The sequence below is a fragment of the Allorhizobium ampelinum S4 genome, assembly GCF_000016285.1.
GTDB classification, from domain to species: Bacteria; Pseudomonadota; Alphaproteobacteria; order Rhizobiales; family Rhizobiaceae; genus Allorhizobium; species Allorhizobium ampelinum.
The window spans coordinates 662,934-674,608 of the sequence record NC_011989.1 but is presented as its reverse complement, the minus strand read 5'-3'; the positions used below and the strand labels follow the sequence as shown (position 1 = coordinate 674,608).

11 protein-coding genes are annotated in these 11,675 nt (G+C 57.1%); 1 reads left to right on the top strand and 10 read right to left on the bottom strand.

Annotated elements, in window-relative coordinates:
• Window positions 1–124: 124 nt before the first annotated feature.
• The 6 genes from AVI_RS03190 to AVI_RS03165 all read right to left on the bottom strand — a co-directional run bounded on the left by AVI_RS03190 (window position 125) and on the right by AVI_RS03165 (window position 7,166).
• Window positions 125–532 carry a hypothetical protein gene (locus AVI_RS03190; RefSeq protein WP_015914986.1) on the bottom strand — a complete coding sequence of 136 codons (408 nt, stop codon included), beginning with the start codon at window positions 530–532 and terminating at the stop codon, window positions 125–127.
• A 138-nt stretch (window positions 533–670) separates the two neighbouring features.
• Window positions 671–1,759 carry an ABC transporter ATP-binding protein gene (locus AVI_RS03185; protein ID WP_015914985.1) on the bottom strand — a complete coding sequence of 363 codons (1,089 nt, stop codon included), beginning with the start codon at window positions 1,757–1,759 and terminating at the stop codon, window positions 671–673.
• Between the two features lie 77 nt (window positions 1,760–1,836).
• Window positions 1,837–3,489, bottom strand: coding sequence for a beta-galactosidase BglA (bglA, locus tag AVI_RS03180; RefSeq protein ID WP_015914984.1), 1,653 nt, complete (start codon window positions 3,487–3,489; stop codon window positions 1,837–1,839).
• A 76-nt stretch (window positions 3,490–3,565) separates the two neighbouring features.
• Window positions 3,566–4,711 (bottom strand): carbohydrate ABC transporter permease, encoded by a 1,146-nt coding sequence (locus AVI_RS03175; protein ID WP_015914983.1) that lies wholly within the window; start codon window positions 4,709–4,711, stop codon window positions 3,566–3,568.
• A gap of 1 nt (window position 4,712) precedes the next feature.
• Entirely contained in the window at window positions 4,713–5,723 is a 1,011-nt protein-coding gene (locus tag AVI_RS03170) for a carbohydrate ABC transporter permease (protein WP_041697515.1), read from the bottom strand.
• A gap of 84 nt (window positions 5,724–5,807) precedes the next feature.
• Complete coding sequence (locus tag AVI_RS03165) at window positions 5,808–7,166, bottom strand: ABC transporter substrate-binding protein (protein ID WP_015914981.1); 1,359 nt, start codon at window positions 7,164–7,166, stop codon at window positions 5,808–5,810.
• Between the two features lie 290 nt (window positions 7,167–7,456).
• Between AVI_RS03165 and AVI_RS03160 the strand changes: the two genes are divergently transcribed.
• A complete protein-coding gene (locus AVI_RS03160) occupies window positions 7,457–8,485 on the top strand; it encodes a LacI family DNA-binding transcriptional regulator (RefSeq protein ID WP_015914980.1) in 1,029 nt (342 codons plus the stop codon).
• A gap of 1 nt (window position 8,486) precedes the next feature.
• On the opposite strand, the gene AVI_RS03155 is transcribed toward AVI_RS03160, so the two are convergent.
• From AVI_RS03155 to AVI_RS03140, 4 genes are all read right to left on the bottom strand, one after another.
• The gene (locus AVI_RS03155) at window positions 8,487–9,386 is read right to left on the bottom strand and encodes a bifunctional methylenetetrahydrofolate dehydrogenase/methenyltetrahydrofolate cyclohydrolase (protein ID WP_041696219.1); all 900 of its coding nucleotides are present in this window, start codon (window positions 9,384–9,386) and stop codon (window positions 8,487–8,489) included.
• A gap of 153 nt (window positions 9,387–9,539) precedes the next feature.
• Window positions 9,540–10,469: a WecB/TagA/CpsF family glycosyltransferase gene (locus AVI_RS03150; protein ID WP_234618000.1), complete on the bottom strand. Its 930-nt coding sequence runs from the start codon at window positions 10,467–10,469 to the stop codon at window positions 9,540–9,542.
• A gap of 257 nt (window positions 10,470–10,726) precedes the next feature.
• Complete coding sequence (locus AVI_RS03145; protein ID WP_015914977.1) at window positions 10,727–11,257, bottom strand: flagellar basal body-associated FliL family protein; 531 nt, start codon at window positions 11,255–11,257, stop codon at window positions 10,727–10,729.
• Complete coding sequence (locus AVI_RS03140) at window positions 11,257–11,622, bottom strand: hypothetical protein (protein WP_015914976.1); 366 nt, start codon at window positions 11,620–11,622, stop codon at window positions 11,257–11,259. The genes AVI_RS03145 and AVI_RS03140 overlap by 1 nt, the downstream gene beginning before the upstream one ends.
• Between the last annotated feature and the right edge of the window lie 53 nt (window positions 11,623–11,675).

Sequence of the window (11,675 nt, the reverse complement as noted above, 5' to 3'; positions counted from 1 at the left end):
AGCAGCTCCCCGGCGAACAGCAAAACGGGGAGCTTGATGCTCCCCGCCAATGCGTCTGATATTTAATGTTTGGTACGCTACCGTACAAAGCGCTGGCTGGCCAAAACTGCCTCGCCTGCTGTCATTACCAGGTGCGGACATCCAGAACGCGGTCACGATGGGCCGGATGGGTGCTGAACACGAAGATCCGATCCAGTTCCTTCTGGGTCAACAACCGCAAGAAACGAATCTCGGCAGTATTGTTGGGGAAGGTCTTCATCAACAACCCGCCCACCTTGTTGATGCGGGCATCGGGAATGTCAAGATAGAATTGCTTGGGAAGGTTGAACTGCGTCAGCAGGGAAATGACGGCGCCACTCTGAGAAATACGGATGATGTCGCATCGGCGCGACGCCATATGGCTCATGCCTTTTTCGGTATATTCCAGGCGCCCGGAATTCATGGTGTCTTCCATGCGAAACCGGCCTTCCCGGTCATACATGAAGGACTCTTCCCTGCGCAGGTAATTTGATTGACCAGCTGCCGTATTCATAACGCTTACCCCATTCACGCCCTCACTGGACACAGGCTAGGGGAACGAACTTAACAGAAAATGGATAAACCGGCCTGCCCGCCCCCTTGGCGAGCCTGCCTTTTTTACCATAGTTAATGCATGGGAAATCAAACCCGATCAACGCTTGTAGCTTTGCCCCTGCGCATCAAAAAGATGTAGCTTTTCACCCTCTGCGGCAAAGCGCAGCCGGTCGCCCCTGGCAACCTTGGCAATGCCCGGCAGTTTCACCACCACCGGCTGCCCCTCGACCGGGCCGTCGACATAGAGCATTGTCACCTCGCCCAGGGCCTCGACCAGGGAGACGGTGCCTTCAAACAGCGCCGGACCTTCGGCGGCAATGGTCAAATCCTCCGGCCTTACCCCGAAACTGGCCGCCTTGCCTGCATCTTCTGTAGGCACAGCAATCGGCACCGACAGGGTTGAGCGATCCTTGAGCGCAATGCGCGTTTCAGACCCGGCCTCGACGATAGTGGCCGGCAGGATGTTCATGGCGGGCGAGCCGATGAACTGGGCAACGAACAGATTGGCGGGGCGCTCGTAAAGCTCCAGCGGCGCGCCGACCTGTTCGATCCGGCCCGCCGACAACACGACAATCCGGTCGGCCAGCGTCATCGCCTCGACCTGATCATGGGTGACATAGATCATCGTGGTATCGGACATCTGTTCGTGCAGACGGGCGATTTCAATCCGGGTGGCGACGCGAAGGGCTGCATCGAGATTGGAGAGCGGTTCGTCGAACAGAAAGACTTTCGGATCGCGGCAGATCGCCCGTCCGATGGCCACACGCTGGCGCTGGCCGCCCGACAAGGCCTTGGGCAAGCGGTCGAGATAGGGCTCCAATTGCAGGATAGCGGCGGCGGCGCGCACCCGCCGCTCGATTTCCTGTTTGTTTTCACCGGCGATCCGCATGCCGAAAGCCATGTTGTCATAGACGGTCATATGCGGGTAGAGCGCATAGGACTGGAAGACCATGGCAATGCCGCGCTTGGAGGGCGGCACGTCATTGACAATCTGGTCGTCAATGCGCATCTCGCCGCTGGTAATATCTTCCAGTCCGGCAATCATCCGCAAAAGCGTGGATTTGCCGCAGCCGGACGGACCGACAAACACCACGAACTCGCCCTTGGCGATGTCTAGGTCGATGCCGTGCAGCACCTTGACCTGTCCATAGGCCTTGCGAATGTCTTTCAGGACCAAGCTTGCCATTGTCCTCCCCCTCCTCGTTTTTGGATCTGTCCGGCTCGCCATGAGCCGGACAGATAACCGTTTGTTAGTTTCAGCGTTTAACCGCGACCGAACCAGGCGCCCCAGGCTGGAAGGCTGATCTTGCCACCTGTGACACTCCCGGCAAAACCATGGCCCTCCAGAGCCTGCCAATTTCCATCCGGCAAAGACAGTTCTGCCGGTTCGGCAGACATGTTGAAGCCGCACAATATTGTCTCGCCGTCCAGGCTGCGGGAATAGACGAGGTCGGTCTCCGTCACCGTATGGAAGGCGATCTCGCCCTTGATCAGCGCTGGCAGCGTGCGGCGGAAATGCAGGAAACGCCGATAGTGTTCCAGCACGCTATCGTCATGCCCTTCCTGGACATGGACAGCGTTGAGGCTGTGTTCGACCGGGATTGGCAACCAGGTCTTGTCGGCGGCGCTGAAACCGGCCTGCTTGGCCAGCGTATCCCAGACCATCGGCGTGCGGCAGCCGTCGCGCCCCTTGAATTCCGGCCAGAACTGGATGCCATAGGGGTCCTGCAGATCCTCGAAGGAGATATCGGCTTCGGTCAGCCCCAGTTCCTCGCCCTGATAGATGCAGACCGAGCCACGCTGGGTCATCAGCAGTGCGGCCATCTGCTTGGCGAAGGCAGCACGGTCGGCAACGTTGGCGCCCCAGCGGCTGACATGGCGCACAACATCATGGTTGGAAAACGCCCAGCAAGCCCAGCCCTCAGGGGCGGCATCCTGGAAGGCCTTCTGGGTATTGGCGACCAGCGCCGGTGTCACAGGGTCAGGCGCAAGGAATTCGAAGGCATAGCACATCTGCATCTTGTCGCCGCCGGACGTGTACTGCCCGGCGATTTGCAACCCGTATTGGCTGTCCCCGACTTCGCCAACGGCGGCAATCGCTGGAAACTCATCCAGCACGGAGCGAAAGCGCTTGAGGAATTCCAGGTTTTCCGCCTGGTTCTTGTCGTAGATATGCTCCTGGAAATTATAGGGATTGACCGCCGGTGCCGTGGCCGCATTGCGCCGTTCCGGGTCCAGGGCCGGATTGTCGCGCAAGGCCAGATCGTGAAAGTAGAAATTGATGGTGTCCAAACGGAACCCGTCAACGCCACGCTTCAACCAGAACCGGACAGCATCCAGCACCGCCTCCTGCACATGCGGATTATGCATGTTGAGATCGGGCTGCGAGGTCAGGAAGTTGTGCAGGTAATATTGCATCCGGCTCGGGTCCCATTGCCAGGCGGACCCGCCGAAAATCGACAGCCAATTGTTCGGCGGCGTGCCATCCGGCTTTGGATCGGACCAGACATACCAGTCGGATCTGGCATTGATGCGGCTCGAGCGGCTTTCGACAAACCACGCATGCTGGTCTGACGTGTGGGAGATCACCAGGTCGATCATCACCTTGATGCCGAGGCGATGGGCTTCGGCAATCAGCGCGTCGAAATCGTTGAGCGTTCCGAACATTGGATCGACATCGACGTAATTGGAAACATCATAGCCAAAGTCCTTCATCGGCGAGGTAAAGAACGGCGAAATCCAGATTGCATCGGCACCGAGGCCTGCCACATGCGGCAGGCGGGCGGTGATGCCCTTCAGGTCGCCAATGCCATCGCCGTTGGAATCCTGGAACGAGCGGGGATAAATCTGATAGATGACCGCGCCGCGCCACCAGTCCTTGTCCGGCATTGCGACACTATCGGAAGCAGCAGTCATGAATATCTGTCCTCTTGGAAATTTTGGCCTGTTGGAGATTGAGGGAGGAAGGAAAAACAAGCCGTCGAAAACGCGATCAGCCACCCTTGACGGAGCCGGCCAGCAAGCCGCGCACCAGATAGCGTTGCAGCACGAAAAACACCAAAAGCGGCACGATAATGGTGATGAAGGCGGATGCCGTGAGAATTTCCCAATTGGCACCACGCGAGCCGAGCAGGTTGACGAGGCGGCCGGTCAGCACCAGTTCCTCATTGCCAGTCCCCAGAAACACCATAGCAACCAGCAGGTCGTTCCAGGTCCACAGAAACTGGAAGATCGCAAAGGACGCCAGCGCCGGATAGGACAGTGGCAGCACGATCTTGATGAAGATCTCAAAATCGCTAGCGCCGTCGACCCGCGCGGATTCCATGATTTCACGCGGCAGTCCAGCGATGTAATTGCGCAGCAGATAGATGGCGAGCGGCAGGCCAAAACCCATATGCGCCAGCCAGATGCCAAGATAGGTCTTGGACGGCACCCCAAAAAACTCCCCGACATCATTATAGATCTGCAGTAGCGGGATCAGCGACATTTGCAGCGGCACGACCAGCAGGCCGACAATACCCGCAAGCAAGAGAGAGCGTCCGGGAAAGGGCATCCAGGCCAGCGCATAGGCGGCAAAGGCGGCCACCAGAATGGGAATAATGGTGGCGGGAATGGAAACCGTCAGCGAATTGATGAAGGATTTGCCGATGCCCTCGGCATTCAGCACGGTTCGGTAATTGTCGAGGCTGAAGCGTGGCGGCAGTTTGGCGGTGAAGAAAATACGCTGGCCGCGCGAGCCGTCAAAGGAGGTCGTCGAGGTCAACTTGAATGTGCCATCTTCGGCGACCGTCAACGTCTGACCATCCTTCAGGCTCGCCGTTGTACCCGCTTCAAACTCTTCCGCCTTGAGGCTGGACGTGCCGAAAGCGCTGACCTTGCCTTGGGGCTCATCAAGCACATTGCCTGATATCACGTAGAGCGCGCCCTCCTGCTTTTGCGCTTCAGGTCCCGGCGCCCGGTAGATCCCCTTCTGGCTTGAACTGGTCAGGGCTGTCCACCAGCCGGAGGCGACAATCTGGTTCTTGTCGCGCACGGACGTCACCAACAGACCCACCGTTGGGATCGTCCATATCACGACCAGCAGCAGCACCGTCAGATTGACCGCGATATTCAGTGGCGAGAGAGCCCGTGTGCGCATCTCAATTGCCTCCCATTTCGCGGCGTGCATTGCGGATATTCCAAATCATGATCGGCACCACCATCAGCATGATCACCACGGCAATCACCGCGCCTCGCCCGTAATCTTCACCGCCTCGGAACATCCAGTTGAACATTAGATTGGCTAAAACCTGAGTCTGCCATTGGCCATTGGTCATGGCCAGCACGATATCGAAGACCTTCAGCACTAGGATGGTAATCGTCGTCCAGACCACGGCAATCGTGCTCCAGATCTGCGGCACCTTAATCTTCATGAAAATCTGCCAGGGATTGGCGCCATCGATCACCGCAGCCTCGATGGTTTCCTCAGGAATACCACGCAGTGCCGCCGACAGCAGAACCATAGCAAAACCGGTCTGGATCCAGATCAGGATGACCATCAGGAAGAAATTGTTCCAGAACGGCAGAGAAATCCATACCTGCGGCGTGCCGCCGAACCAGACGACAACAGCATTGAGCAGGCCGATCTGCTCGGCATTCGCGTCACGGTAATCATAGACGAATTTCCAGATCACCGAGGCGCCGACAAAGGAAATCGCCATCGGCATGAAAATCAGCGACTTGGCGATATTGCCCCACCAGATCCGGTCGGTCAGCGCCGCGATGATCAACCCAAACAGAGTGGCACCGGTCGGCACCACGATCAGCCAGAGGATATTGTTGAAGATCGACAGATGAAACTCCCCGTCGAAAATCATCCAGCGGTAATTGTCCAGACCGACGAACTGGGTGCCAGTGCGGTCGTAGAACGAATAGGCAATCGACGAAAACAGCGGATAGACCAGGTAAATACCAAGAGACAGCAGCGCCGGACCTAAAAACAGCCAAGGCCTGATCTGGCCTGCGATCCGCAGATTGCGCGAGGCGCGGGAGAGATCCGGGATATTGGAGGGAAACAGCCGGTCGAGAATGAAGTTTGACCCAAAGAAATAGGCCAGCGCCGCACCCACGCCGATAACGATGGTGATCAATGCGTATAAAAGCTGTTCCACGGACCCGGCCTCCCAACCCATCTTATCGATATGCATGCCAGGCATCGCAGCAAATTGAGGCTGCGATACCTGGCTATTGCGGTGTTATTTCAGGCCGTCCCAGGATTTCTGGACTCCCTTGGCGACTTCGTCGGCGGATTTGCCGCCGGCATAATCGACCATGGCGGTCCAGAAGGCACCTGCACCGATCTTGCCCGGCATCAGGTCGGAACCATCAAACCGGAACGTCGTGGCGTCGAGCAGGATCTTGCCCTGTTTCTTCAAGGGGTCGTTGGCATAGGTTTCCTGGTTGGCCGCCTTAAAGGCGGTCAGGAAGCCGGATTGCGCCATCCAGACCTCATGGGCGATCGGGGTTTTGATGAAGTCGATAAAGGCGCGCGCACCGGGCGAATCCTTGGTGATCATCGCCAGGGTACCTGCCCCTTCGACCGGATTTCCGAGTTCAGGCTTGCTGGCGTAATTCGGGGTTGGGAAGAAATCGACATCCTGGCCAACGACCGTTCCTTGCGGGAAGAAGGACGGAATGAAGGATGCCTGATGATGCAGGTAGCATTTCGGCGGTGAGGTAAACAGACCCTTAGTGCTGTCACGGAAATCGGTGGAGGCCACGCCCGCTGCGCCGCCATCGACGAATTTCGGATTGCGCGAGAACCAGCCATAATCCTCGATGGCCTTGACAACTTGCGGATCGTCAAACTTGATCTCGTTCTTCACCCACTTATCGTAGACATCAGCTGGATAGAGCCGGAGCATCATATCCTCGACCCAATCGGTCGCGGGCCAACCTGTCGCACCACCGGAGCCAAGCCCGATGCACCAGGGCGTGCCGCCATCAGCAGCGATCTTTTCGGTCAGCGCCTTCAGCTCTTCCATCGACTTGGGCACATCATAGCCCGCATCCTCGAAATTCTCAGGCACATACCAGATCAGCGATTTGATATCGATCTTGTAGGGAAAGCCATAGATCAGCGGCTTGCCGTCCTTGCCCTTGAAGGTGGAAAGATCGACCCAGGACTGACCGGCGGAGAAATTGTCCTTCAACCATTGTCCATTCTCCTCACCCAACGGCGTCAAAGCACCCTTGGAGGCGAGATCGGCGACCAGACCGGGCTGGGCGAGAATGGCGACATTGGGAGGGCTGCCGGCCTGGGTGTCGATAACGATTTGCTGCTCGTAATTTTCCGAGGAGGAATATTTCACGTCTGCGCCAGTCGCCTGGCGGAAATACTCAAGCACGCTTTCAAACAGCGCCTGGTCTTCACCACGCCAAGGCCCGAAAATCGTAATCGTCTGGCCCTTCAATTGGTGAGACTTGGAAAACTCCTCATAGCTCTTCCAGTTGAACTTGGAATCTTCGCCGGGCTTGAACTTCAATTCGGCGCCATTTGCCACGCCTGCGATCAAGCACAGAGCGGCCACTCCCATAAGCAGATGTTTTTTCACAAAATTCCTCCCTTTATCCAATGCCTGTTTCCCGCGCTGGGGCGATCCTGCCATCACCTTTATCCAGCGTCCAAAGCGCTTTGGTGGGCAAACATCTCTATTGCTCGCGACAGAGTCAAGCCTTTTCAAAAAAGACCGAGCCATTCTGTCCCGTTCAAAATGGAGCAGCGACCGGTTTGGGAAAGGGATCAGCTTTAAAAATAGATTTTCGATTTGCACCGCCCGCCCCTGCTGATAATTTGCAAGCGCTTTGGGCGCGGGAGACCCAGGCATAGGGAGAGAGAAGCCTCGTGAATTTGAAGCAATTGTCGCAGATGCTCGGCCTGTCGCAGACGACGATCAGCCGGGCATTGAACGGCTATCCGGAGGTCAACGAAGAGACCCGCCAGCGCGTTGCCAAGGCCGCTGCTGAGACCGGCTACCGGCCAAACCGCGCAGCCCTGCGGCTGGCAACCGGCAAGGCCGGTTCGCTAGGACTGGTCATGCCGATTTCCCCGGATCATAGCTCCGACATCCATTTCGCGGAATTCCAGAGTGGGCTTGCCGAGACCTGTCTTCAGCATGAATTTCACTTCGTCATCATTCCGGCCCATCCCCAGGCGGAAGAGCAGGCCATTCGCGGCCTGGTCGGCAGCGGCGCGGTGGATGCCTTTTACCTCGCCTATCTCAGGGCCAATGATCCGCGCATTGCCATGGCGAAATCGCTTTCGGTGCCCTTCATCGTGCATGGCCGCTCTCAAGGCATTGCCGAGGACTATCCCTATCTTGATATCGACAATGAAGGCGCTTTCCGGCAGGCGACGGATCTGATGATCGGGCTTGGCCACCGCCGATTTGCGCTTTTGAACGGCCCGGCAGACCTCGATTTCGCCCTGCGCCGATTGCAAGGCACGCAAAAGGCGCTTGCAGCCGCAGGCCTTGTCCTGCCGCCGGAGGCAATCAGCCATACACTCATGACTGATGAGTGGGGCTACCGGAAAATGAGCGCCCTGCTCCATCAGCCAGAGCGTCCAACCGCCGTCCTCTGCGCCAGTACAGTGCTGGCGCTGGGGGCTGTGCGGGCCATCAACGATGCCGGGCTGACGGTGGGTCAGGATATTTCGCTGGTCGCCCATGACGACGACCTGCCGCTGCTAAAGCCGGAGCATTTCCGGGTGCCGCTCACCACGACACGCTCATCGCTCCGAGACGCTGGAAGGCGGGTGGCGCAACGGCTGATCGCCGACATTGCCCAGCCCCCGAACGGGCCTCCCCTCCAGGAAATCTGGCAGGCCGAACTGGTGATCCGGGCCTCGACCGGCCCGGCACCTGGAAAATGACTCAGAATTTCGGCGGCTGCTTGCCTGCGCTGCGATAGGCCGCAATCACCGTATTGGCCATCAGCATGGCGATGGTCATCGGGCCGACACCACCGGGAACGGGGGTGATGGCAGCGGCTTTGACAGCACATTCCCCATAGGCCACATCTCCGACCAGCTTGGTCTTGCCCTCGCCTTTCTCAGGGGCCGGAACACGATTGACACCAACGTCAATCACCGTAGCACCATCCTTGATCCAATCGGACTTCACCATCTCTGCGCGGCCAACAGCCGCCACCAGAATGTCCGCCTGGCGGGCCAGCACCGATACGTTCCGGCTGCGGGAATGAGCAATGGTGACGGTGGCATTGGCATTGAGCAGGAGCTGCGCCATTGGCTTACCGAACAGGTTGGAGCGGCCAATGACCAGCGCATTGAGGCCGGAGAGATCGGTACCATGAATTTGCCGTACCAGCAGCATGGAACCAGCCGGGGTGCAGGAAATCATTCCCGTTTCCAAATCGCCGGTCGCCAGCTTGCCCGCGTTGACGACATGCAACCCGTCCACATCCTTTTCTGGCAGAATGGATTGGATGACGAGTTCACTATCAATATGCTTGGGCAAAGGCAGTTGCACCAGAATCCCATGAATAGATGAATCACCATTCAGCGTCTGAACAAGCGCTAAAAGCTCCTGCTGCGATGTCTCTTCAGGCAGTTTATACTGAACGGAATTGAAACCGCATTCCTTGGCCATCTTGCCTTTGGAACTGACATAAACATGGCTGGCCGGATCATCACCAACAATCACCACGACAAGACCAATCTTGCCGCCGGTGTCCGCCTCAAATGTCGCCGAACATGCCTTGACCCTGTCAAGAACCGATGCCGCAACCTGTTTTCCGTCAATCACCGTTGCCACGCTGGATTTCCTCTCGCTGAAAGGCTTACGAGCCATCTCAAATCTGGCTCATGGGACAACGGTAGCTACCACTGCCATCAGCGCTTTCAAACGTAAAAACACGGGCTGGCATTAAAAAATCATCGTGATCCGTGAAGGCGGGTTGAGGGGCCGTTATTGTTGCGCGTCCGCCTTGTCGCGGCGGGCCGACAGCTTGAAGCGCAGCACATAAAAGAGAAAAACCGGAATACCGATCAGATAGCGGCGCCACAACCGGCTCGGCTCCCGTGTCAAACGGTAGAGCCACTCACAGCGGATCTTGCGCATCCATTGCGGTGCGCGTGGCATGGTGCCGGAGACAAAATCGAACAGAGCGCCGACGCCGAACACCACACGCGCATGCTGCGGCTTGATATGCTGGGCAATCCATTTTTCCTGCAAGGGGGTGCCCATGCCGACCAGCAGCACGTCGATCTTGGCGTCCTCAAGCCGTTCGAGAATGATCGGCAGCTCCTCGCTATCGAAAAAGCCGTCGGCCACCGGTACGAATTCGTGCCATGGCGCATGTTTGCGGAAGCGGGCGACAGCACCTGCCAGCACACCGGGCTTTGCGCCGATCAGGCCGATGCGGCGCGGCTCTTCCATATAGGTAAAGAGCGCTGGCACGAAATCCGTACCGTTCAGATTGGCCGCAAAGGGCTCGCCGTCGATGATGCTCGCCGCCAGATCCATGCCAATCCCATCCGGCAGGACGATATGTCCTTTAAGGACATCGCGATAGGCTGAGTCCTTGAGCATGATATTGATATTATTGGCATTGAGGAAGGAGACCTGCGCATGCGCACCAGGCGTTGCCGCATATTGGGCGATCAGGCTGAGGCCTGAAACCCAGGAGAGATCAAAGATCGGCATGCCGAACAGGATCTTTTTTGGGGCAATCTGCTCTGCTGTTGAAATCAGGTTCATTGGGTGGAACTCATCATCATGATGGAGGCGACCCCAGTCTCCGGCCAGATCCTGGCGAACCCTATGAATAAGGCGCGCCGTGCTGATCTGCTCATCAGCATCTGCGACGGGGGCTTTGCGCTTGTTAACGGTGTTCATAAATATGACGAGCCAGATTGAAACCAAGCCCAGACTAGCAGGCAGGCATAAAATCCGACTTAAGTAGCCCGCTAGAAATACAGGCTTTTCGTTTATACTTCGTTTACCGTGATCGTTCCAGCCATGCCTCTCATAAGAAGGCGCAAAGATGTGAACCGCATCCTCGCCCTTCAAAGGATTTCGAATATTTCAAATGCATCAAACGCTTGAAATATTCGAAACCGGAGTACCAACCGCCTCTTCAATGGCCGTTCGTATCAATGCGCAGGCGCCGCACCTTCCGGGGCCTTCTCTCCTTCAACGATCTTGACCGCTGGCAGCAGCTTCGGCTTGCCGCCACCACCTTCGCGGATATCGTCCTTGCCGAGGAAGTCCAACTGCTCGATCAGCACGTCATTGATGACATCGCTGCCGAGGCGTTTGTTGATGCCGGTCTTGATGGCCTGCTTGAAACCGTCGACATCGAGCTTGGTCGATTTCGACAGATCAACCATCGAGTTGCCAACCAGCAGGGTAAACAATTGGTCCGTCATCAGCGCCGTCATCGGCATTTGCATGGCGCCAGCTTTTTCCTTGTCGACCATGAAGGAGAACCGGCCAATGAAATAGCCTTTCACCTTACCATTCTCAAGAAATGGCACAGTGATGGCTTCCCCGCGCACCACTTCAGTCGGCGGCGCCTTGGCCTCTTCGACCGGTGGTGGCGCGGTGGCCACCTGGATCGAAAAGTAGACGGCGACGAGAGCGACGATGCAGGCCCATACGCCGGCAATGACAATCTTGACCATTAATTTTCTCTGTAGAGAAACTGTTCCTGGGAATAGGTACCATCGTTATCGGCATCCTGAACGGCGCTGCGCAGAATATCGGCCACCGCGCGCACGGCATCCAGATGCGCCTCGACCCGTCTTGCGTTCAAGGCCAGCTTTTTCTTCAGCCCATGCATCTGCTCGACATAATTGATGGCAATTTCCTTGGGATCGGTATCGCGAAACAACATTGTCAGTTCGTAAAGGCAGCGACTTTTGTGGGCGTTCGAGACCTTGAAATCAAACTGCGGATCATTGCCGATTCGATGATTTTCGTTGTCGACAATCATTTCGAGACGACCGAGAACGGTCTTGATCCGGTAGTCGTTGGACACATGTTCCATGAAAAATCTGTTCCTTGAATTCCGACCGCCAAGCGCCTGCGCTGTGGCGCTGG

Coding starts and splice junctions, on each gene's coding strand:
- AVI_RS03150 (WP_234618000.1), bottom strand. CDS start 10,469: ATGAACACCGTTAACAAGCGCAAAGCCCCCGTCGCAGATGCTGATGAG.
- AVI_RS03140 (WP_015914976.1), bottom strand. CDS start 11,622: ATGGAACATGTGTCCAACGACTACCGGATCAAGACCGTTCTCGGTCGT.
- AVI_RS03185 (WP_015914985.1), bottom strand. CDS start 1,759: ATGGCAAGCTTGGTCCTGAAAGACATTCGCAAGGCCTATGGACAGGTC.
- AVI_RS03175 (WP_015914983.1), bottom strand. CDS start 4,711: ATGCGCACACGGGCTCTCTCGCCACTGAATATCGCGGTCAATCTGACG.
- AVI_RS03190 (WP_015914986.1), bottom strand. CDS start 532: ATGAATACGGCAGCTGGTCAATCAAATTACCTGCGCAGGGAAGAGTCC.
- AVI_RS03145 (WP_015914977.1), bottom strand. CDS start 11,257: ATGGTCAAGATTGTCATTGCCGGCGTATGGGCCTGCATCGTCGCTCTC.
- bglA (WP_015914984.1), bottom strand. CDS start 3,489: ATGACTGCTGCTTCCGATAGTGTCGCAATGCCGGACAAGGACTGGTGG.